Origin of the sequence: Sphingomonas sp. Leaf407 (assembly GCF_001425385.1) — a bacterium.
Lineage (GTDB): Bacteria > Pseudomonadota > Alphaproteobacteria > Sphingomonadales > Sphingomonadaceae > Sphingomonas.
This window is the reverse complement of sequence record NZ_LMQO01000003.1, coordinates 426,539-446,605: the sequence shown is the minus strand read 5'-3', so window position 1 is coordinate 446,605 and position 20,067 is coordinate 426,539. Positions and strand designations below refer to the sequence as shown.

Annotated in this window: 22 protein-coding genes and 1 tRNA gene; 13 read left to right on the top strand and 10 right to left on the bottom strand. The window is 67.4% G+C overall.

The window, feature by feature from the left end; all coding sequences use genetic code 11:
• The first annotated feature begins 430 nt into the window (after positions 1-430).
• From ASG37_RS11515 to eda, 8 genes are all read left to right on the top strand, one after another.
• A complete protein-coding gene (locus ASG37_RS11515; RefSeq protein ID WP_055760554.1) occupies positions 431-757 on the top strand; it encodes a MarR family transcriptional regulator in 327 nt (108 codons plus the stop codon).
• Entirely contained in the window at positions 687-1,580 is an 894-nt protein-coding gene (locus ASG37_RS11510) for an NlpC/P60 family protein (protein ID WP_162233464.1), read from the top strand. Before ASG37_RS11515 ends, ASG37_RS11510 begins: the two co-directional genes overlap by 71 nt.
• Positions 1,577-2,503: an N-acetyl-gamma-glutamyl-phosphate reductase gene (argC, locus tag ASG37_RS11505; protein WP_055759950.1), complete on the top strand. Its 927-nt coding sequence runs from the start codon at positions 1,577-1,579 to the stop codon at positions 2,501-2,503. Before ASG37_RS11510 ends, argC begins: the two co-directional genes overlap by 4 nt.
• 429 nt (positions 2,504-2,932) lie before the next feature.
• Complete coding sequence (gene zwf / locus ASG37_RS11500; RefSeq protein WP_055759947.1) at positions 2,933-4,393, top strand: glucose-6-phosphate dehydrogenase; 1,461 nt, start codon at positions 2,933-2,935, stop codon at positions 4,391-4,393.
• Between the two features lie 51 nt (positions 4,394-4,444).
• On the top strand, positions 4,445-5,149 hold the full coding sequence (gene pgl / locus ASG37_RS11495; protein WP_055759945.1) for a 6-phosphogluconolactonase: 705 nt from the start codon (positions 4,445-4,447) through the stop codon (positions 5,147-5,149).
• Positions 5,146-6,969 carry a phosphogluconate dehydratase gene (gene edd, locus ASG37_RS11490; protein ID WP_055759942.1) on the top strand — a complete coding sequence of 608 codons (1,824 nt, stop codon included), beginning with the start codon at positions 5,146-5,148 and terminating at the stop codon, positions 6,967-6,969. Before pgl ends, edd begins: the two co-directional genes overlap by 4 nt.
• A 40-nt stretch (positions 6,970-7,009) precedes the next feature.
• The gene (locus tag ASG37_RS11485) at positions 7,010-7,978 is read left to right on the top strand and encodes a glucokinase (protein WP_055759939.1); all 969 of its coding nucleotides are present in this window, start codon (positions 7,010-7,012) and stop codon (positions 7,976-7,978) included.
• Complete coding sequence (gene eda, locus ASG37_RS11480; protein WP_055759936.1) at positions 7,975-8,583, top strand: bifunctional 4-hydroxy-2-oxoglutarate aldolase/2-dehydro-3-deoxy-phosphogluconate aldolase; 609 nt, start codon at positions 7,975-7,977, stop codon at positions 8,581-8,583. Before ASG37_RS11485 ends, eda begins: the two co-directional genes overlap by 4 nt.
• A gap of 297 nt (positions 8,584-8,880) precedes the next feature.
• On the opposite strand, the gene ASG37_RS11475 is transcribed toward eda, so the two are convergent.
• From ASG37_RS11475 to fabD, 8 genes are all read right to left on the bottom strand, one after another.
• A complete protein-coding gene (locus ASG37_RS11475) occupies positions 8,881-9,231 on the bottom strand; it encodes a hypothetical protein (protein WP_156349131.1) in 351 nt (116 codons plus the stop codon).
• Positions 9,231-10,199, bottom strand: a complete 969-nt coding sequence (gene mltG / locus ASG37_RS11470; RefSeq protein ID WP_055759932.1) for an endolytic transglycosylase MltG — start codon at positions 10,197-10,199, stop codon at positions 9,231-9,233. Before mltG ends, ASG37_RS11475 begins: the two co-directional genes overlap by 1 nt.
• Before the next feature lie 5 nt (positions 10,200-10,204).
• Positions 10,205-11,464: a beta-ketoacyl-ACP synthase II gene (fabF, locus tag ASG37_RS11465; protein WP_055759929.1), complete on the bottom strand. Its 1,260-nt coding sequence runs from the start codon at positions 11,462-11,464 to the stop codon at positions 10,205-10,207.
• A 123-nt stretch (positions 11,465-11,587) separates the two neighbouring features.
• Positions 11,588-11,824: an acyl carrier protein gene (locus ASG37_RS11460; RefSeq protein ID WP_055760552.1), complete on the bottom strand. Its 237-nt coding sequence runs from the start codon at positions 11,822-11,824 to the stop codon at positions 11,588-11,590.
• A 162-nt stretch (positions 11,825-11,986) separates the two neighbouring features.
• Positions 11,987-12,502 carry a hypothetical protein gene (locus ASG37_RS11455; protein WP_055759926.1) on the bottom strand — a complete coding sequence of 172 codons (516 nt, stop codon included), beginning with the start codon at positions 12,500-12,502 and terminating at the stop codon, positions 11,987-11,989.
• A complete protein-coding gene (gene fabG, locus ASG37_RS11450) occupies positions 12,499-13,236 on the bottom strand; it encodes a 3-oxoacyl-[acyl-carrier-protein] reductase (protein WP_055759923.1) in 738 nt (245 codons plus the stop codon). The genes ASG37_RS11455 and fabG overlap by 4 nt, the downstream gene beginning before the upstream one ends.
• Before the next feature lie 2 nt (positions 13,237-13,238).
• The gene (locus tag ASG37_RS11445; RefSeq protein WP_055759920.1) at positions 13,239-13,664 is read right to left on the bottom strand and encodes a GxxExxY protein; all 426 of its coding nucleotides are present in this window, start codon (positions 13,662-13,664) and stop codon (positions 13,239-13,241) included.
• 86 nt (positions 13,665-13,750) lie between these two features.
• Positions 13,751-14,686, bottom strand: a complete 936-nt coding sequence (fabD, locus tag ASG37_RS11440; protein WP_055759917.1) for an ACP S-malonyltransferase — start codon at positions 14,684-14,686, stop codon at positions 13,751-13,753.
• Between the two features lie 169 nt (positions 14,687-14,855).
• Here fabD and ASG37_RS11435 point away from each other — a divergent pair, with 169 nt between their 5' ends.
• From ASG37_RS11435 to ASG37_RS11415, 5 genes are all read left to right on the top strand, one after another.
• Positions 14,856-15,233, top strand: coding sequence for an RcnB family protein (locus ASG37_RS11435; RefSeq protein ID WP_055759915.1), 378 nt, complete (start codon positions 14,856-14,858; stop codon positions 15,231-15,233).
• 150 nt (positions 15,234-15,383) lie between these two features.
• Positions 15,384-15,806: a 30S ribosomal protein S6 gene (rpsF, locus tag ASG37_RS11430; RefSeq protein WP_055759912.1), complete on the top strand. Its 423-nt coding sequence runs from the start codon at positions 15,384-15,386 to the stop codon at positions 15,804-15,806.
• A gap of 12 nt (positions 15,807-15,818) precedes the next feature.
• Complete coding sequence (gene rpsR, locus ASG37_RS11425) at positions 15,819-16,043, top strand: 30S ribosomal protein S18 (RefSeq protein WP_010543816.1); 225 nt, start codon at positions 15,819-15,821, stop codon at positions 16,041-16,043.
• A gap of 11 nt (positions 16,044-16,054) precedes the next feature.
• Positions 16,055-16,645, top strand: coding sequence for a 50S ribosomal protein L9 (gene rplI / locus ASG37_RS11420; protein ID WP_055759909.1), 591 nt, complete (start codon positions 16,055-16,057; stop codon positions 16,643-16,645).
• A 348-nt stretch (positions 16,646-16,993) separates the two neighbouring features.
• A tRNA-Glu gene (locus ASG37_RS11415) sits at positions 16,994-17,068 on the top strand.
• Between the two features lie 74 nt (positions 17,069-17,142).
• On the opposite strand, the gene ASG37_RS11410 is transcribed toward ASG37_RS11415, so the two are convergent.
• Positions 17,143-17,835, bottom strand: coding sequence for a DUF6445 family protein (locus tag ASG37_RS11410; RefSeq protein WP_055759906.1), 693 nt, complete (start codon positions 17,833-17,835; stop codon positions 17,143-17,145).
• On the bottom strand, positions 17,832-19,970 hold the full coding sequence (locus ASG37_RS11405) for an alpha-glucuronidase family glycosyl hydrolase (RefSeq protein WP_200909747.1): 2,139 nt from the start codon (positions 19,968-19,970) through the stop codon (positions 17,832-17,834). The genes ASG37_RS11410 and ASG37_RS11405 overlap by 4 nt, the downstream gene beginning before the upstream one ends.
• Between the last annotated feature and the right edge of the window lie 97 nt (positions 19,971-20,067).

The window sequence follows — 20,067 nt, the reverse complement described above, 5'->3', positions numbered from 1 at the left end:
ATGCCGGACAGGCTTCTTATCGTTTCGGGCGGGCGCTGAAGCAAGGAAGGTGGAGTTGCGCCCATGGGTTGAGCGCGACCTTGCGACTCCGGTGGTGGCGGGTGGGCGTTGGGGGACTAAATCATCCGCTGCACGATCTGGGTCCGGGGTGCCTGACGTGATGACGCCGGCCAAGGCCTGCACGCCACGCTTGCGGCAGGCGGGACGCCTCCGCGTCTCGGCGTGATCCAACCTGCCTTTGCGAACCCGGCCGACCGGCGGCATCGGTTCGACCGTTTCCGCAGCGCACCTGAACGTACATCCGTAACATAATCGTATCGAACGGGAAACTAAGCGCGCGACTGCGACGTTCCTGTTTCCGACCCCGCCGTACGGTCGTTTTGAACGTTAGGTTCCAGTGATGTTCCAAGCTGCGTTGCTCAAGAAATGGATGGACGGGCTCGTCGATTACGTCCGGTCGGGCGAACCCGATCTGACGAACCGTCAGATGGCGTTGATGATGATCGTCTACCTCCAGCCCGGACCGCATACCGTGCGCGGACTGGCGCGCGCCTTGAACGTGTCGAAGCCCGTCGTGACACGCGCCTTGAACAGACTGGGCACGCTCGGCTATCTGCGCCGTCAACGCGACGACGCCGACAAGCGCAACATCTTCGTCGCGCAGACGAGCGAAGGGGCCAATTTTCTTGCAGAGTTCGGGCAGTTCATGGACGGCGACGGAGTCGGCGACTTCAATCGGCGACACGCCACCGCGTAGCCGTTTCGCGCTGCGCGGGCGATCGGTCCGGCTCGACGGGCGGACCGAGGCGGTCCGGCGCGACCTCGCCGACATTCGTCTCGCCGACCGAGTGTTCGCGCCGCATTATGCGGTGGCGGTACGGCGCAGCGTGGGGCGCATGACCGACGTGACGACGAGCGCGGGCGGCCCTGTCCTCTCGCAACTGCTGCCGGGCGAGCCGTTCGACGTCCTCGAATTCACCTCGACCCACGCTTGGGGTCGCTCGCCGATCGATGGCAGCGTCGGGCTGGTCGCGCGCGACGCGCTGATCGGCGAATATGCCGTCAGCCATATCGTGGTGGTGCGCGAGAGCGTGGTCTACGCCGACCGCTCGACCGCTACCCCCCTGCCGATGCCGTTGCCGATGGGCGCGCGCGTCGCCGCGACGGTAACGGGCGACTGGGCCGAGGTCGATGGCGGCTATGCGCCGGCCGATCACCTGCGCGCGCTGTCCGACCTGTCGGGCGATGCCGTGGCGGCGGCGCTGGCGCTGCGCGACGTGGCCGTGGTGGCGGGTGGCCGGTCGGGTGCCGGGGTCGATGCGGCGGGGCTGGTGTTCCTTGCCCATGGCATCAATGGCGAGGCCCCTGCCCGCTTCGTCGATTTGCAGGCGGCCGAGTTCGGCGTGGCCTTGGCCGGCGGCGATCCGCTGCGACGCGGCGACCTGTTGTTCTTTGCCGATCATGTCGCGATGCTGGTCGACGGCGATACCGCGATCCATGCCGATGGCAGCGTGACGGTCGAGCCGATCGCCGCGCTCGACCGGTTCGGCCCCGTACTTGCTCGGAGACGCCCCGCATGACCCGTTTGTTCATCGATGGTGCCGCCGGCACCACCGGCCTCGAGATCGCCGACCGGCTGGCCGGGCGCGCGGGCGTCGAGTTCATCACGCTCGACGACACGCAGCGGAAGGACCCGGCGGCGCGGCGCGACGCGCTGAACGCCGCCGATTTCGTGATCCTGTGCCTGCCCGACGATGCCGCGCGGCAGGCGGTGGCGCTGATCGACAACGACACCACGCGGGTGATCGACGCATCGACCGCGCACCGCACCGCCGATGGCTGGACCTATGGCATGGCCGAGCTGGAACCGTCGCAGCCCGGCGCGATCGCCACGGCGATGCGCGTGTCGAACCCGGGTTGTTATCCCACCGGCTTCCTCGCGCTGGTGCGGCCGCTGGTGCGCGCCGGGCTGATCCCGCACGACTGGCCGGTCAGCGTCAACGCGGTGTCGGGCTATTCTGGCGGCGGCAAGGCGATGATCGCCGAGTTCGAGGGTGGCGGTGCCGACACGGCGTATCGCGGCTATGGCCTCGGTCTCGCGCACAAGCACGTCGGCGAGATGCAGCGCCACGCGCGGCTCGCCCATCCGCCGCTGTTCACCCCCGCCGTGGTCGATACCTATCGCGGCATGGTGGTCGAGGTGCCGTTGCCGCTGTTCGCGTTCCAGCGGCGGCCGAGCCTGACCGCGATGGAACAGGCGTTGCAGGATGCGTACCGCGAATCGCCGGTCGTCCGCGTATTGCCGGGCGATGAGGCGGTGGTGGAGATCGAGGCGGATGCCGGCACCGACCGGCTGTCGCTCCGGGTGTTCGGCAATATGGAGACGGGACAGGCCCGGCTGATCGCGACGCTCGACAATCTGGGCAAGGGTGCGGCGGGCGCGGCGGTGCAGAATTTTAACCTGATGGCCGGGTTCGACCAGACTGCCGGGTTGGTGTTGTAAGGGGACGTTCTGGACGTCCGCTGATCTGCCGAGCGGTAGCGTGAGTAGGATCGTCATTCCGGCGCAGGCCGGAATCCATGGATACGGCACGCATCGCAAGAGGCGCACCGGCTTGTATCCGTGGATTCCGGCCTGCGCCGGAATGACGGGGTTTCGGGGTGGGGTCCGTCCTTATGTTCGGGGCTGAGGCGGCCGTATTCACCCTCGTCATTCCCGCGAAGGCGGGAATCCATACACGCTGCCGCCTCGACCCTTTCCGGACCGTTGGCGTGTATGGATTCCCGCCTTCGCGGGAATGACGAGGGTTCGGCACAAGACCGGCCCCTGCCAGACAATCGTTTTCACAAGTCGCATACCTATGCCGCCTTCGCGTTTGCGAAATTGGCTGCTAGGAGCGCGCACGAGCGACGATTGGACCAAGGAGCAGGCATGACGAGGCAACCGGTAGCGAAGCTGCTGTTGTTCGGCGCGACGGGGGATTTGTCGCAGCGGATGTTGCTCCCCTCGCTCTATGGGCTGCATGCCGACGGGCTGTTGCCGCAGGGGCTGACGATCACCGGCACCGCGCGCCACGAGCATGACGACGAGGGTTTCCGCGCCTTCGCGCGCCACGCGCTCGACGAATTCCTGAGCGACGACCGCAAGGACGAGAGCGCGATCGACGCCTTCCTCGCGCGGTTGCACTATCAGCCGCTCGATGCGTCGAACGTCGACGGCTTCGGCGTCTTGGCCGAAAAGCTGGGCGACATCTCGGGTGGCCTCGCGATCTTCCTGTCGACCGCGCCATGGCTGTTCGGGCCGACGATCACCGGGTTGCAGGGCGCGGGCCTCGCCGGGCCGAACGTGCGGATCAGTCTCGAGAAACCGCTCGGCAAGGATCTCGCGTCGAGCCGCGAGATCAACGATCTGGTCGCCGCCGGCTTTCCCGAGGAGCGGACCTACCGGATCGACCATTATCTGGGCAAGGAAACCGTCCAGAACATCCTCGCGCTGCGCTTTGGCAACGCGATGTTCGAGCCGGTGTGGAACGCGCGCGGCATCGACCATGTCCAGATCACCATTTCGGAAACGGTCGGGCTGGAAGGCCGCGCGGGCTATTACGACGAGGTCGGCGCGCTGCGCGACATGGTGCAGAACCATGTGCTGCAACTGGTGGCCCTCATCGCGATGGAGCCACCCGCCAAGTTCGACGGCACCGCGATCCGCGACGAAAAGGTCAAGGTCCTGCGCTCGCTCCGCCCGATCGGGCCGGCCGAGGTCGGCACCCACACCGTCACCGGCCAGTATGACGCCGGCGCGGTGAAGGGCGAGATCGTGCGCGGCTATGACGAGGAGCTGGGCAAGGATTCGGATACCGAGACGTTCGTCGCGGTAAAGGCGCATGTCGACAACTGGCGCTGGCAGGGGGTGCCCTTCTACCTGCGCACCGGCAAGCGGATGACCGACCGCCATTCCGAAATCTCGATCCAGTTCAAGCCGGTGCCGCATTCGATCTTCGCCGATCGCGGCGGGCGGTTGCAGCCCAACACGCTGGTGATCCGGTTGCAGCCCGAGGAATATGTCCGGTTGCTGGTGATGGCCAAGGAACCCGGCCTCGACCGCGACGGGGTGCGGTTGCGCGAAGTCCCGCTCGACCTGTCGCTGACCACCGCGTTCGCGGGCACGCGGCGGCGGATCGCCTATGAGCGCTTGCTGCTCGACCTGATCGAAGGCGATCCGACGCTGTTCGTCCGCCGCGACGAGGTAGAGGCGCAGTGGCAGTGGATCGACGCGATCCGCGACGGGTGGAAGGCCAATGGCACCGCGCCCAAGCCCTATCCCTCGGGAAGCTGGGGGCCGAACGCCAGCGTCGCGCTGACCGAGCGCGACGGGGTAACGTGGAACGAGTAGCGTTGGTCGCTCGCTTGACCCGCTGAACATTATACTACGGAATTGAGAGACATGACCGAGATCGAATGGTGGGAATATGACGAACCCGCCGAGTTCGCCGCAGCCCTTGCCGGCGACATCCAGTTCATCATCGAATCGGCGATCGACGCACGCGGCGCGGCGGTGATCGCGCTGGCGGGCGGGCGCACCCCTGCCCCGATCTATGACAAGCTGGTCAAGGCCAAGATCGACTGGAAGCGCGTGACGATCGTGCCGACCGACGATCGCATCGTGCCGATGGGCGACGCGCTGTCGAACGTCACCGGCCTTGCCAAGATCTTTCTGCCCAAGGGTGCCCGCGTGATCCCGCTGACCGCCGAGAAAGCGGCGGACTACAAGGCCGCCGGGCGCGCCGCCGACGCGCGGTTGCAGGACCTCCACTGGCCGCTGGACCTGTGCCTGCTCGGCATGGGCGGCGACGGACATACCGCGTCGATCTTCCCCGGCCCCGACCTCACCGAAGCGCTGACCGGCCCCAAGGAGCGCCGCGCGCTGGGCGTGATGCCCGATCCGCTGCCGCCCGAGGCACCGGTCGCGCGGGTGACGCTCTCTCATGCGGCAATTGCGTCGGCCCGCGCGCTGATGATCGCGATCACCGGGGACGAGAAGAAGTCGGTCCTCGAACGCGCGATCGATCAGGGGGCGTCGTCGCCCTATCCCATCGGCCGGGTGCTGGCCGAAGTCGAACTTCCCGTCGATATTCACTGGAGCGCATGATGGCCCTGAACGCCACGATCGCCGCCGTCACCGACCGCATCATCGAAGCGTCGCGCGACAGACGCGCCGCGTACCTCGCGCTGATCGACCGCGAGCGCGAGTCGGGCGTCGACCGGCCGATGCTCGGCTGCGCGAACCTCGCGCACGCCTATGCCGGGACCGACGAGGATCGCGACGCGATGCGGCCGGCGAACCGGATGAACATCGGCATCGTCACCGCCTATAACGACATGCTGTCGGCGCACGCGCCCTATTACCGCTATCCCGAACAGATGAAGGTGTGGGCGCGCGAGGCGGGCGTGACGGCGCAGGTCGCGGGCGGCGTGCCGGCGATGTGCGACGGCGTGACGCAGGGCTATGCCGGCATGGAGCTGTCGCTGTTCAGCCGCGACACCATCGCGCTGTCGACCGCGATCGCGCTCAGCCATGGCACGTTCGAGGGCGCCGCGCTGCTCGGCATCTGCGACAAGATCGTGCCCGGATTGCTGATGGGCGCGCTGCGCTTCGGCCACCTGCCGATGGTGCTGATCCCCGGCGGGCCGATGCGCACCGGCATCGCCAACAAGCAGAAGGCGGCGGTGCGCGAAGCCTATGCCGAGGGCAAGGTGGGGCGCGAGGAACTGCTCGACGCCGAGATCGCGGCGTATCACGGCAAGGGCACCTGTACCTTTTACGGCACCGCGAACAGCAACCAGATGATGATGGAAGCGCTGGGGCTGCATGTCCCCGACGCTTCGTTCGCCAATCCGGGGACGAAGCGGCGGCAGGAGCTGACCCGCGCCGCCGTGCATCGCCTCGCCGAGATCGGCTGGGACGGCGACGATTATCGCCCGATCGGGCGCGTCGTCGATGAAAAGGCGATCGTCAACGCCGCCATCGTGCTGCTGGCGACCGGCGGGTCGACCAACCACCTGATCCACCTGCCCGCGATCGCGCGATCGGCGGGGATCGTGATCGACTGGGAGGATTTCAACCGGTTGAGCGAGGTCGTGCCGCTGCTGACGCGGGTCTATCCCAACGGATCGGCCGATGTGAACGGCTTCGAGGATGCCGGTGGCCCCTCGTTCGTGATCCGCGAACTGCTGCGCGGCGGATTGATGCACGCCGACACGCTGACCATCGCGAAAGACGGCATGGCCGCCTATGGCCGTCAGTCGGTGATCGAGGACGACCAGCTCGTCTGGCGCGACCATGCGCCGACGAGCGGCGACGACACCATCGTCCGCACGATCGACGATCCGTTCAGCGAGGAAGGCGGCTTCCGCATCCTGTCGGGCAATATCGGCCGGGCCTGCATCAAGGTATCGGCGGTCGACCGCGACCGCTGGGTGATCGAGGCACCGGCGCGCGTGTTCAGCGACCAGGCATCGGTGCAGGCAGCGTTCAAGGCGGGCGAACTCGACCGCGACGTCGTGGTGGTGGTGCGCCATCAGGGGCCCAAGGCCAATGGCATGCCCGAGTTGCACAAGCTGACCCCGGCGCTGGGCGTGCTTCAGAACCGTGGGTATCGGGTGGCGCTCGTCACCGATGGCCGCATGTCGGGCGCGTCGGGCAAGGTGCCCGCCGCGATCCACCTGTCGCCCGAGGCGCTAGGCGGCGGGCCGATCGGTAAGCTGCGCGATGGCGATGTCATCCGGCTGGATGCCAATGCCAATACGCTCGAGGCGCTGGTGCCCGCCGACGAATGGGCCGCGCGCGAGCATGTGCCCGTGCCGCCGCCCGCCGATGGCACCGGTCGCGAGATTTTCGCGATGATGCGCCAGGGTGCCAGCGAGGCGGAAGCCGGTGGATCGGCGATGCTGGCGGCGGCGGGGCTGTAAAACAGCCCGCCGTCCCCAAAGAACGACAAGAGGAGAGGCTATGGAAGTCGTAGCGGTGGACATCGGCGGAACGCACGCGCGCTTCGCCATCGCCGAGGTCGCGGGCGGGCGCGTGGTGCATCTGGGCGAACCGGTCACGCAGAAGGTGGCCGAGCATGGCAGCCTGCAACTGGCGTGGCGTGCGTTCGAGCGTGATCTCGGCCGGCCGCTGCCGCGTGCCGCCAGCCTTGCCGTCGCCTCGCCGGTCAACGACACGCTCATCAAGCTGACCAACAATCCGTGGATCATCCGCCCGCCGCTGATGAACGAGCGGCTGGGCGTCGACGTGTGGTCGATCATCAACGATTTCGGCGCGGTCGGCCATGCCGTGGCCCAGGTGTCGGACGATGATTTCATCCATCTGTGCGGCCCGGAAGGGCCATTGCCGACGCGCGGCGTGGTGACGATCTGCGGTCCGGGCACGGGCCTCGGCGTGGCGCAGTTGCTGCGCACCGACGAACGCTATCATGTGCTGGAAACCGAGGGCGGGCATCAGGATTTCGCGCCACTCGACGGGATCGAGGATGCGTTGCTCAAGCGGTTGCGCCGCGCGCATGGCCGGGGGTCGGCCGAACGCGCCTGCGCCGGGCCGTCGATCGTGGCATGGTATGAGACGCTGGCCGAGATCGAGGGCGTGTCGGTGCCGCATAGCGACGACAAGACGATCTGGACCGCCGCGCTGGAGGGGACCGACAGCATCGCCGTCGCCGCGCTCGACCGCTTCTGCCTGACGCTGGGCGCGGTCGCGGGCGATCTGGCGCTGGCACAGGGGGCCAAGGCGGTGGTGATCGCCGGCGGCCTCGGCCTGCGCCTCAAGGACCATCTGCTCGAATCGGGCTTCGGCACGCGCTTCACCGCCAAGGGGCGGTTCCAGACGTTGATGGCCGGGATACCGGTCAAGCTCATCACCCATCCCCAGCCCGGCCTGTTCGGGGCCGCCGCAGCCTTCGCGCAGGAGCACGCACGATGACCGTTTCGATTGCCGAGATTATGCAGACCAGCCCGGTCATCCCGGTACTGGTCGTCCACGACGCCGCACAGGCGCGACCGATGGCCGAGGCGCTGGTGAAGGGCGGCCTGCGCGTGCTGGAAGTCACGCTGCGCACCCCCGCCGCGCTGGAAGCGATCGCCGAGATGAAGAAGGTCGAGGGCGCGATCGTCGGTGCCGGGACCGTGGTGAGCGCGCAGCAGTTCGCGCAGGCGATGGATGCGGGCAGCGAGTTCATCGTGTCGCCCGGCCTGACCGAGACAATCGCCCGGCCGATCCTCGACAGCGGCGTGCCGTTCCTGCCGGGCATCGCCAATGCCGGCGACATCATGCGCGGGCTGGACCTTGGGCTCACCCATTTCAAATTCTTTCCGGCCGAGGCGTCGGGCGGGCTGAAGGCGCTCAAGGCGCTGGCCGCGCCCTTCTATCAGGCGAAATTCTGCCCGACCGGCGGGATCACCGAGGCGAGCGCGCCCGAATGGCTGGCGTTCGATCCGGTGCTGTGCGTCGGCGGAAGCTGGATCGTCGGCGCGACCCATGCCGAAACCGAAACGCGCGCGCATGCGGCGAGTGGGTTGCGGGGGTGAGAGTTAGTGTAGCGGCCGCCCTGTAGCGACCGCTACCGTCACCCCGGACTTGTTCCGGGGTCCACGGTTCCGCACACACCGCGATCCGTGCGTTCGCGGCACGGTGGACCCCGGAACAAGTCCGTCCCCTCCCTGACAAGAGTTTCGGGTCGGTCATGCCCCCGGCATGACCTGAACAGTGCGGGGCACTGTTCACCCGAAACTGGGTTGGGGGTGGGTCGGCCGGTGGCAGGTGAGCCGTTCCCTCGCGGGCCTACCCACCCCCGGCCCCTCCCTTGTCAGGGAGGAGAGCAGGGTTCAGCCGAAACTGCGCTCGAGCCTCTTCGCCTCGGCCGGCGTCGCCCAGCCGAGCGCGTCGGACCCGTGTAGATAGACGACCAGCCGGTCGCCCTTCGCCGGATCGCGGCGGCCGCCGCAGATCGCGCGCCAATAGGGGATGGTGCGGATGACGGGCTTGCCGCCGCGCACGATGCGGACCGTGGCGATCGCGGGATAGCGGCGCAGGTCGAGCGACACGACATCGACCAGCAGCGCGGTCTGGGTACCCGCCGGACGCGCAGTTAGCGGGCGATAGGGACTGGAGACGGTGCAGGCGACGGCGGGCTGCGCGACCACGCCCAGCGCGGCAACCAGCACCATCCTCCGCATCACATCTCTCCCCGCGCCCGCCGAATGGCATACCATTTCTGGACGTTGGCATTGTGTTCGGCAAGCGTGTTCGCGAACACATGGCCGCCGCTGCCGTCGGCCACGAAATACAGCGCCTTGCTGTCCTCGGGATCGAGCACCGCGTCGATCGAGGCACGGCCGGGGTTGGCGATCGGCCCGACCGGCAGCCCACGCGAGGCATAGGTGTTGTAGCCATTCTTCGCCAGCAGTTCGGAGCGCAGGATGCGTCGGCCGAGCGGCTTGCCCTTCGTGATCGGGTAGATGACGGTCGGGTCGGCCTGAAGCGGCATGCCGATGCGGAGCCGGTTGGAATAGACCGCCGCGACCATCCGCCGTTCGGACGGCTTGCCCGTCTCCTTCTCGACGATCGAGGCGAGGATGATCGCCTCGCGCGGGGTCTTGGCGACCGTGGTCGGCTTGCGGCTGGCCCATGCGGCGGTGAGGTAGCGGTCCATCGCCGCCTGCATCCGCGCGACATAGGCGGCGCGGGTGTCACCGCGCTGATAATCATAGCTGTCGGGCAGGATGCTGCCTTCGGGCGGAAGCGGGGTCGGCCCCTCCAACTGGGGTGCCTTGGCGACCGCTTCCTGCACCAGCACCGACGGCCAGCCTTCGGGGACGGTGACGAAGCGGCGTAGCGTGCGGCCGCCTTGCAGCAGTTTCAGGATGTCCGACTGGCTGAGGCCGGCGGGCACCTGATACTCGCCGGCGCGGATCGGATCGCCGCTGCCGAGGAAACGGGCGTAGAGGCGGAAGCGATCGGCAGAGCGGATCGCCCCGGCCTTTTCCAGTTCGCCCGCCGCCGCCGTCAGGCTCGCGCCTTCGGGGATGACGACGGTCAGCGTCCGCGTCGCCGGACCGGCCCCGCCCCAGCCCTGCATCACGACAAACAGCGCGGCGATCCCGAGCAGTCCGACGATCAGGCCGAGGCAACCGATCCGGCGCATGGGGCTCAGAGCGCCTTCATCACCAGCGAAGCGTTGGTGCCGCCGAAGCCGAACGAGTTGTTCAGCACCGCCTTCACCTTGCGCTCCTGCGCGGTGTGGGGGACGAGGTTGACGCCCGCGCAATTTTCCGACGGATTGTCGAGATTGAGCGTCGGCGGCACGATGCCGTCGCGCATCGCAAGGATGCAGAAGATGCTCTCGACCGCGCCCGCGCCGCCCAGCAGATGGCCAATCGCCGACTTGGTCGACGACATGGCGATGTCGCCGATCGCATCGCCGAACAACCGCCGCACCGCGCCCAGCTCCAGCTCGTCGCCCAGCGGAGTCGAGGTGCCGTGCGCGTTGATATAGTCGATGTCGGTCAGCGACAGGCCCGACTTGCGCATCGCCATTTCCATCGACCGGAACGCGCCCGACCCCTGCGGATGCGGTGCCGTTACGTGATAGGCGTCGCCCGACAGGCCATAGCCGATGACTTCGGCATAGATCTTGGCACCACGCGCCTTGGCGCGCTCATATTCCTCAAGCACGACGACACCGGCACCCTCGCCCATCACGAAGCCGTCGCGGTCGCGGTCATAGGGGCGCGATGCCTTTTCGGGGCTATCGTTGAACGCGGTCGACAGCGCACGCGCCTGCGCAAAGCCGGCGATGCCCAAGGGGCAGATCGCGCCCTCCGAACCGCCGGCGAGCATCACGTCGGCATCGTCCATCGCGATCATCCGCGCGGCGTCGCCGATCGAGTGCGCGCCGGTCGAACAGGCGGTGACGACGGCGTGGTTCGGCCCCATCAACCCGTATTTGATCGAAACCTGACCCGAGATCAGGTTGATGAGCCGGCCGTGGACGAAGTGCGGGCTGACGCGCGACGGGCCCTTGTTCTCGCACACCAGCGATTCGCTGGCGATGCCGGGCAGGCCGCCGATGCCGGCACCGATCGAGCAGCCGGCGCGGTAGCGCTCTTCCTCGGTCATGTCGGTCAGGCCGGCGTCTTCCAGCGCCTGTCCGGCGGCGTCGATGCCGAAGACGATGAACGGATCGACCTGCCGCTGGATCTTGTGATCGACGCGCAGCCCTGCGTCGAAGCCATATTCATGGCCGGCGGGCTTCACTTCGCACGCGATGCGGCACTTCTGGTTCGACGCATCGAAATGGGTGATCGGCCCCGCGCCCGATTTACCGGCGATCAGGTTCTTCCAGGCGACCTCGACCTCGGCACCCAGCGGGGTCACGAGGCCGAGGCCGGTCACGACTACGCGGCGCATGGGCATTCCTCTTTCGTTCAGCGTCGATACGAACGACCCCCCGCCCATGGCTTTACGCCGGGACGGGGGGCCGTGAAACTCTCTGGCATGTCGGCGGGGCGGCTCCAGGCCGCCCCGGCCGGATCAGCCCTTGTGCTCGTCGATATAGGTGATCGCGTCCTTGACGGTCGTGATCTTCTCGGCGGCATCGTCGGGAATCTCGACCCCGAATTCTTCCTCGAACGCCATGACCAGCTCGACGATGTCGAGGCTGTCCGCGCCCAGATCGTCGATGAAGCTCGCGTCCTCGGTGACCTTCTCGGCTTCGACGCCCAGATGCTCGACGACGATTTTCTTCACGCGCTCGGCGGTCTCGCTCATATTCATTCCCTCTTCACCTGCGGGGTGTATTCCTGAACGCCCCTAGAACGCACGAATGCCGCGCGCAAGACCCGGCGCGGCTTCATCGGGGTCCGTTCGGAAATGCGCCGAAGCGCATTTCGCGGCACCGGCGCCCCCCTCCGCCAGTTTTCAACCGAACCCTCAGGCCGCGCGCGATGCGAACAGCCGGGCCAGCGTCGCGGCGTTGAACGCATAGCCGCCCATCAGCCGCTGCACGCGCACCTGCGCCTTCTTGGCACCGGCCAGTTCCAGCATGCCGTTCATGAACGCATCCACCTCCGCCGTCTGCTTGCGCGCGAGGAAGGCGTTGAGGACGGCGGGCGGGGTCTGGCTGAGGCGGCGGTTGATCGCCACCGGATCGACGCCGTTGGCGCCGAGCCCGGAGGCCAGTGCCTCGACCGCGATGCTGGTGACGACCAGTTCGCCCGCGCGGGTATCGGCCTTGCCGGTGCCCGGCTGGCAGGTGGCGGCATGGGCGCGCGCCTTCTTCACCAGCGCCTCGATCGGCGGGGCGGGTTTCTTGCCCTCCAGCACGCCGACGATCATGCCCTGCTGGAGCTTCGCCAGTTCGAGCTTCGGCATCTTGGCGACCGCGCATTTGACGACATTGCCGTCGCCCGCCGCCGCCATCGCCGCGACCATCAGAAATACGCTCATACCATCGCCATCCCGCCGTTCACATGGATCGTCTGCCCGGTAACGTACCCGGCCTCGCGGCTGGCAAGATAGGCGACCGCCGCCGCCACGTCATCGCCCGTGCCGAGCGCCCCGGTGGGAATCTTGCCCAGCAGGGCGGTTTTCTGCGCCTCGGGCAGCACCTCGGTCATCGCCGAGGCCATGAAGCCGGGGGCGACGCAGTTGACGGTGATGCCGCGGCTGGCGAGTTCCTGGCCCAGCGCCTTGGACATGCCGACGAGGCCGGCCTTTGACGCGGCGTAATTGGCCTGCCCCGGATTGCCGGTCTGCCCGACGACCGAGGTGATCGAGACGATGCGGCCGAAGCGCGCCTTCATCATCGGCCGGGCGGCGGCGCGGCAGAGGCGGAACGCGGCTTCGAGATTGACGCGGATCACCTGATCCCATTCATCGTCCTTCATCCGCATCGCGAGGTTGTCGCGGGTGACGCCGGCGTTGTTGACGAGGATGTCGAGCTTGCCGAGCGCCGCCACCGCCTGCGGCACCAGCGCGTCGACCTGCGCGCCGTCGGACAGGTCGCAGACGAGCGTGACGTGATCGCCGGGAAGGGTAGCGGCGAAGGCTTCGAGCTTGGCCTGGTTGGAGCCGGACAGCGCGAGGCGCGCACCCTGCGCGGCAAGGCCCTTGGCGATGGCGGAACCGAGGCCGCCGCTGGCGCCGGTGACGAGAGCGGTCATTCCCGTTAGGTCGAACATCGTTATTCTCCGGAAGATTGATTCACGCGGAGGCGCGGAGGGGCGGAGGGGCGGTAGTCGTTGACGATCCGGCGCAGCCCCTCCTTGAGCGTTTCGCCGCCGAAATTGATGAGTAGCCCTACGGGCTGTTTGGTCAGGCGCAAATAGGTCAGCAATTGCTTCCCATGGACCGGAAGGAGCTTTTCGACCGATTTTATCTCGATCAGCAGCCGTCCGGCCACCAACAGATCAATCTTGAATGCTTTTTCAAAGCGGAGGCCGTCGAAGATGACGTCGATCGGCTGTTGCCGGACGACGGCGTAGCCCATTGCTTCGAGCCGTCCTGCAAGCAGCATTTCATAGACGCTTTCGAGAAGCCCCGGCCCCAGTTCCCGGTGCAGTCGCAGGGCAACGTCGACCACATCACCGGAAACCGCTTCCAGGTCCATACTTCCTCCGCGTCTCCGCGTCTCCGCGCCTCCGCGTCTCCGCGTCTCCGCGCCTCCGCGTCTCCGCGCCTCCGCGTGAACCGACCTTACAACCGCCCGACCAAAGCCTCGATGTCGGCCATCGTTGTGACGCTGGTGACAGTGGCGTCGGGGGCGATGCGTTTTACCATCGTGCCGAGCACCTTGCCGCCCAGTTCGACGAAGTCGGTGACGCCCGCGTCCTGCATTGCCAGCACCGATTCGCGCCAGCGGACCATGCCCGTCACCTGTTCGACCAGCAGGCGACGGATCGTATCGGCATCGGCCACCGGGGCGGCGGTGACGTTGGCGTAGAGCGGGACCAGCGGGGCAGACAGCGTCACCTTCGCCAGCGCCTCGGCCATTGCATCAGCGGCGGGCTGCATCAGCGGGCAGTGGAACGGGGCCGACACCGGCAGAATCACCGCGCGCTTGATGCCCATTTCCTTGGCCAGCGGCACCGCGCGGTCGATCGCGGCCTTCGCGCCCGAGATCACCACTTGCGACGGATCATTGTCGTTGGCGACGGTGCAGACGTCGCCCTGCGCGGCCGCTTCCGCCAGCGCCTGCGCCTTGGCGAGATCGGCGCCGAGCAGCGCGGCCATCGCCCCCTCGCCCACCGGCACCGCCGCCTGCATCGCCTGTCCGCGCAGCTTCAGTAGCCGCGCGGTGGTCGACAGGTCGAGCGCACCGGCCGCGCACAGCGCGGTATATTCGCCGAGCGAGTGGCCCGCCACGAAATCGGCCTTTTCGGCCAAGCGGATGCCGCCCTCGCGCTCCAGCACGCGCAGCGTCGCGATGGCATTAGCCATGATCGCGGGCTGGGCATTTTCGGTCAGCAGCAAGTCGGCGTCGGGGCCGTCGGCCATCAGGCGAAAGAGATGCTGGCCGAGCGCGTCGTCGACCTCCTGAAACACTTCGCGCGCATAGGGGCTGGCAGCGGCCAAGGCTGCGCCCATGCCGACCGACTGGCTGCCTTGCCCTGGGAAGATGAATGCCCGCATCGCCGTCTCTCCTGCAAATTCCAAGCCCGCGCGCCTAATCGCTCGGCCAAGCTGAACGCAAGGGGCGGGCTCGCGACAGGATGCGACCGTTTTGCGGCATTTGCGACAAACGCCTGCGACACGGGGCGCCCATCTTGGCTTCATCGAAACGCAATCAGGAGCCTGTACGATGAAGAAGCTGATCCTTGCCGCGATGACCGCGTCGTTGTTCGCCACCCCGATGGCAGCGTCGGCGCAGGGCCGCACCGTCATCAAGGAACGCCCCGGCCGCACGGTCGTGGTCGAAAAGAACCGCCACGGCCAGAACGTCCGCAAGACGGTGGTCCGTCAGCAGCCGGCACGCTATGCCAAGTGGCAGCGCGGCCAGCGGTTCGACCGCAACCGCGCCGCCAACTACCGGGTGATCGATTACCGCAGCTATCGCCAGCGCGGCGTCTATGCCCCGCCGCGCGGCTATCAGTGGGTGCGCTCGGGCAACGACGCGGTGCTGGTCGCGCTGGCCAGTGGGGTCATCGGCGCGGTGATCGGCGGCGCGATCCTGAACTGACCTTGCTTTCCTGCCCGATTCGGGTATGGGCCATGAGCATCCGGGGTGGCAGGTCGTACCTGCCGCCCCGGATTGCATTTGACGACGACAGCCGGAGGGGCGACCGCGATTGGCGCGGCGTCAGCGATCGGCCAACAGACGGATCAGAATATGGCTCTCTACGAGCACGTGTTCCTTGCGCGCCAGGATCTGGCACAGGCGCAGGTGGACGCGCTGGCGGAAACCGCCACGAAAATTGTTCAGGACATGAACGGCAAGGTCGTGAAGACCGAGACCTGGGGCCTGCGCAGCCTCGCCTATCGCATCGCGAAAAACCGCAAGGCGCATTACGTCATGCTCGAAATCGACGCGCCGGGCGACGTCGTGGCCGAGCTGGAGCGTCAGACGCAGATCAACGAGGACGTGATCCGCTTCATGACCGTCAAGGTTGACGGCCACGAGGAAGGTCCGACCGTGATGATGCGCAAGAGCGAGCGTTCGGAGCGTGGCGAACGTCGCGGTGGCCGCGACCGTGATGACCGCGGCCCGCGCCGCGACCGCGAGCAGTCGGCCCCCGCCGACGCCGAAGCGTAAGGAAGAACACCCATGGCACGTCCGTTTTTCCGCCGCCGCAAGAGCTGCCCCTTCTCCGCGAAGGACGCTCCCCGGATCGACTATAAGGATGTCCGGCTGCTGCAGGGCTTCGTGTCCGAGCGTGGCAAGATCGTCCCCTCACGCATCACGTCGGTGAGCGCGAAGAAGCAGCGCGAACTGGCCCAGGCCATCAAGCGCGCCCGTCATCTGGGCCTGCTGCCCTACATCGTTAAGTAAGGAGCGCCCCCATGGACGTCATTCTGCTGGAGCGCGTCGAGAAGCTCGGCGCCATCGGCGACGTGGTGAAGGTGAAGGACGGGTTCGCCCGGAATTTCCTGCTGCCGCGCAAGAAGGCGCTGCGCGCCAACGAAGCCAATAAGAAGGTGTTCGAGGCGAACCGTGACCGGATCGTCGCCGACAACGCCGCCCGTCGTACCGACGCGGAAGCCGAAGCCAAGACGCTGGAAGGCGTGTCGGTCACGCTGATCCGTCAGTCGTCGAACACCGGCCAGCTCTACGGTTCGGTCGCAGTTCGCGATCTGGTCGACGCGCTCGTCGCCGACGGCCACAAGGTCGACAAGTCGCAGGTCGTGCTCGACCGTCCGATCAAGGCCATCGGCCTGTACGACGTGAAGGTCGCGCTGCACCCCGAAGTGACGACGATCGTCAAGGTCAACGTCGCGCGCTCGCCCGAAGAGGCCGAGATGCAGGCGCAGGGCGTCGATGTCATGGCATCGATGTTCGAGCGTGACGACGCCGGCTTCACCGAGGATTATGACCCCAACGCCGAGCCGGGCGACATCGCCCGCGACGACGCGGACGAGGGCCAGCAGGGCTGATCCAGCCCTGTCCTTCGGGATTAATGGAAAAGGCCGTCGGGAGCGATCCCGGCGGCCTTTTTCGTTATGGTGTGTGGCAAGCGGTGGGGCTTTACGGGCAGGCCACGCAGGCACCGATGACGGCGGCCAGCGGAATCAGCGAAAGGATGACGGGAACGGCCTTGCTCATGCGATGATCCGATCATGGAGAGTTTGGCGTTTCAAAGCCGGAACGCGCGAAAGGTTTCGCGGAGATGAATATCATTCCGCAACTTTTCCCGGGCGACCGATGACAAAAGGCGTTTGCTCCCGCCGACAAGCCGCTTGACGGCAACGGCGATCGGGCATAGAGGCCGCGCTCCGCTACACGGCCCCTTCGTCTAGCGGTTAGGACGACGCCCTCTCACGGCGTAAGCACGAGTTCGATTCTCGTAGGGGTCACCAGCGGTTCCGGGCACCATGATGCTCCGCCACCTCTCCATCATTGGGTTCCGCGACGGCGCCGGGGCGATCGTGCGCTACCCATTCGCGCGGTAGGTCAGGAAGATGTTCGCGGTCAGCCGCCCCCGGCGCGGGTCGGGATCGAGTGCCCCATGGACCTGCCCCGAATGCAGCACCCGGCTGCGATAGACGACCAGCCGGTTCCAGCGGCCCGCGACGATCGCGGTCTGTTCGAATGCGGGGGTGGTGCCGTCGATATAGCCGGGTGGGTCCGCCTCCCCTGCCCGCACCGCTTCATACTGCGGCAGGCGATCGGCGGTCAGCGTTTCATACCCGGTCGCGCGGTGACGATAGAAGGCGGTGCCGCCATGCGCCGGATCGCACAGATAATGGAGGATGGCGAACTGGAGCGGATCGACCGTGTCGACATGCGGCGCGCGCTGCGTGGGGACGAGGTCGGCGGCGGGGCGGGTCACGATCGAGAACGAACATTCGGCACGCCCGAGCCGGACGTCGCTCAATGCAAAGGCATCGCGCAACAGCGGGTCGAGCGCGCGGACCACGGTATCGGCATAGGCGCTCGGCATCGGCGCTCGGATGCCGGGATAGCCGCCTGCCGGGCCATAGGCCGGAGCGAAGCTGCCGGCGGCGGCGATCTCGACCAGCCGCTGCGGATCGAGCAGCGCGCCGTCGATCAGCAGCAGCGGCTCACGCTCGGTCCCGATCCGCGCGGTACGCGGCGCGGCGGCGGGATCGAGCGCGAAGATCATTTGCCGTTGCCCGGCGCATAGGGGGTGCGGATCGCCTTGTAATAGGCGAGCGGCTGCGGCGGGGGCACGGTGCCGGCAGGAAGCGGCCGGCCCGACACCTCGGCGAAATAGGCGATGGAGGCGTCGCGCCACCATTGTGCCTCGCCGCGCTGGATGGCGAGGAACTGCGTGACTTCGGCAAAGCGCTGCGGATCGACCTTGCCCTCCAGCGCGGCCCATTGTTCCTGCATCGCCGCGACCTCGGCCACGCCGTGATCGTAGTGCGCCACCAGTTCCTCCCACAGCGTCCGGCCCGATTCCATCCGCCGGTCCCACGAGACGTGATGGAACCACAGCAGCAGCTTTTCGGGAACCCGCTTCGGATCGCCCCAGGTCCGCGTCAGCGCCGGGGCATATTGCGACACCGCGTCGCTGCCGGTGCGGGTCCGGTCGAAGCCGATGCCGCTGCGGTCGGCCTTGTGGAAATAGGTCGGGTTCCAGTCCTCGCGCGCCAGATCGTTCACCCATGGCCCCGGGCCATAATGATGGCCGGTCGCGAAGAGATGGTTGAGGCCGAGCGGCATCATGTAATCGACCACCGCCTCGCGCGAGCGCAGCATCATCGCGGTGACGGGGGCGACGACCGCCGGATCGGGGCTCCACGTCGTCGCCGCCCAGTCGCGTGCGATCTCGCCGGCCGACCCCTGCGGGTCCCACGCCAACCGGCCGAAGGCGTACCAGTTGGCCTGATCGAACTGCGATCCCGACCAGTTGCGGTCGGTGCCGATGTTGGCCACCCCGGCGATGCCGGTCGGCGCGCCGGGCCGCACCGGGCGTTCGAGCGTGTCGGCGACGGTGGTGCCGGCACGGGGGCGGTAGGTGTCGCTCTTGAGCACCTCCTCCCACATCGTGCCGAGATAGGCGAGATGGGTGGCGAAGCCCAAATATTCCTTGGTGATCTGCACTTCCATCATCAGCGGCGTGCGCGGCATCGCGCCGAAAAGCTGGTGGAAGGGTTCGCGCGGCTGGAAATCGATCGCGCCGTTCTTGACCTGGACGATGACGTTGTCGGCGAACTTGCCGTCCAATGGCGCGAACTCGCTATAGGCCTGACGGACGCGGTCCTCGGGCTTTTCGCTGGCATAGACGAACGCACGCCACATCACGACGCCGCCGTGCGGCTTGAGCGCGGCGGCGAGCATGTTCGCCCCCTCGGCATGGCTGCGGTGATAGTCGCCGGGGCCCGGCTGGCCTTCCGAATTGGCCTTGACCAGAAAGCCGCCGAAATCGGGAATGCGCGCGTAGATCTCATCGGCCTTCGCCTTCCACCATGCCGCGACCTGCGGGTCGAGCGGATCGGCGGTCTTGAGGCCGCCGACCTCGATCGGGGCAGAGAAGCGCGCCGACAGATAGACCTTGATCCCCCATGGCCGGAAGATGCCGGCGAGCGTCTCGATCTTCGGCAGGAACGCCGGGGTCAGCATGTCGGCACTGGCGTTGACGTTGTTGAGGACCGTGCCGTTGATCCCGATCGAGGCGTTGGCGCGGGCGTATTCGGTATAGCGCGGATCGGCGAAGCCGGGCAGTTTCTGCCAGTCCCACAGCGACCGCCCGGCATAGCCGCGCTCGACATAGCGATCGGGATTGTCCCAGTGGTTGAGGAGGCGCAAATCGAGTTTCGGCCGGTCGCGCACGTTCAGCGCGGCGATCGACGCCCCGGTCTGGAGCGTGCGCAGCAACCGGAAGCTGCCGTACAGCACGCCGACCGGCGCGTTGGCGGCGACCACCGTCACCCGCCGGCCGTCGATGGTTGCCGAGCGCAGCACATAGCCCTCTCGCCCCAGCCCTTCGAGCGGCAGGCGCAGCGCAGCGATGCGCGGCGAACGCGGCGTGCCGATCACCACGCTGCCGTCGCCGATCGCCGATTCGCCGACGCTGCGCCCGATCAGCCCCGACAATCCGCGCGCCAGTTCGGCGGCGGCGAGATCGATCGTCGGGTCGCGTTCGTCGCGCACCACGCCGGTCGCTACGGCAGCCTGCGCGGTCGTGGCGGGCGACGCGCGATAGCGCAGCCACAGGTCATAGCCATCCTCGGCGCACGCTGGCGCGCTCCACAGCATACCCGCCAGCGCGACCAGCCCGATCCATTTCACCATGCCGCATCCTCTTTCTCGTCCCGTCTGACCGACGGCGTTGACAGTGGCATAGCATGACGGTCATGGTAGCGCTACCACGTCAGAGAACGTGGCGTAC

What these genes read in the sequence shown, in the direction of transcription:
- edd (WP_055759942.1), top strand. Translation starts at nt 5,146, where the DNA reads ATGATGGCCCTGAACGCCACGATCGCCGCCGTCACCGACCGCATCATC.
- ASG37_RS11445 (WP_055759920.1), bottom strand. Translation starts at nt 13,664, where the DNA reads ATGGACCTGGAAGCGGTTTCCGGTGATGTGGTCGACGTTGCCCTGCGA.
- eda (WP_055759936.1), top strand. Translation starts at nt 7,975, where the DNA reads ATGACCGTTTCGATTGCCGAGATTATGCAGACCAGCCCGGTCATCCCG.
- ASG37_RS11405 (WP_200909747.1), bottom strand. Translation starts at nt 19,970, where the DNA reads ATGGTGAAATGGATCGGGCTGGTCGCGCTGGCGGGTATGCTGTGGAGC.
- ASG37_RS11410 (WP_055759906.1), bottom strand. Translation starts at nt 17,835, where the DNA reads ATGATCTTCGCGCTCGATCCCGCCGCCGCGCCGCGTACCGCGCGGATC.
- rpsR (WP_010543816.1), top strand. Translation starts at nt 15,819, where the DNA reads ATGGCACGTCCGTTTTTCCGCCGCCGCAAGAGCTGCCCCTTCTCCGCG.
- rpsF (WP_055759912.1), top strand. Translation starts at nt 15,384, where the DNA reads ATGGCTCTCTACGAGCACGTGTTCCTTGCGCGCCAGGATCTGGCACAG.
- ASG37_RS11435 (WP_055759915.1), top strand. Translation starts at nt 14,856, where the DNA reads ATGAAGAAGCTGATCCTTGCCGCGATGACCGCGTCGTTGTTCGCCACC.
- pgl (WP_055759945.1), top strand. Translation starts at nt 4,445, where the DNA reads ATGACCGAGATCGAATGGTGGGAATATGACGAACCCGCCGAGTTCGCC.
- ASG37_RS11475 (WP_156349131.1), bottom strand. Translation starts at nt 9,231, where the DNA reads ATGCGGAGGATGGTGCTGGTTGCCGCGCTGGGCGTGGTCGCGCAGCCC.
- mltG (WP_055759932.1), bottom strand. Translation starts at nt 10,199, where the DNA reads ATGCGCCGGATCGGTTGCCTCGGCCTGATCGTCGGACTGCTCGGGATC.
- fabF (WP_055759929.1), bottom strand. Translation starts at nt 11,464, where the DNA reads ATGCGCCGCGTAGTCGTGACCGGCCTCGGCCTCGTGACCCCGCTGGGT.
- ASG37_RS11460 (WP_055760552.1), bottom strand. Translation starts at nt 11,824, where the DNA reads ATGAGCGAGACCGCCGAGCGCGTGAAGAAAATCGTCGTCGAGCATCTG.
- rplI (WP_055759909.1), top strand. Translation starts at nt 16,055, where the DNA reads ATGGACGTCATTCTGCTGGAGCGCGTCGAGAAGCTCGGCGCCATCGGC.
- fabD (WP_055759917.1), bottom strand. Translation starts at nt 14,686, where the DNA reads ATGCGGGCATTCATCTTCCCAGGGCAAGGCAGCCAGTCGGTCGGCATG.
- zwf (WP_055759947.1), top strand. Translation starts at nt 2,933, where the DNA reads ATGACGAGGCAACCGGTAGCGAAGCTGCTGTTGTTCGGCGCGACGGGG.
- fabG (WP_055759923.1), bottom strand. Translation starts at nt 13,236, where the DNA reads ATGTTCGACCTAACGGGAATGACCGCTCTCGTCACCGGCGCCAGCGGC.
- argC (WP_055759950.1), top strand. Translation starts at nt 1,577, where the DNA reads ATGACCCGTTTGTTCATCGATGGTGCCGCCGGCACCACCGGCCTCGAG.
- ASG37_RS11515 (WP_055760554.1), top strand. Translation starts at nt 431, where the DNA reads ATGGACGGGCTCGTCGATTACGTCCGGTCGGGCGAACCCGATCTGACG.
- ASG37_RS11485 (WP_055759939.1), top strand. Translation starts at nt 7,010, where the DNA reads ATGGAAGTCGTAGCGGTGGACATCGGCGGAACGCACGCGCGCTTCGCC.
- ASG37_RS11455 (WP_055759926.1), bottom strand. Translation starts at nt 12,502, where the DNA reads ATGAGCGTATTTCTGATGGTCGCGGCGATGGCGGCGGCGGGCGACGGC.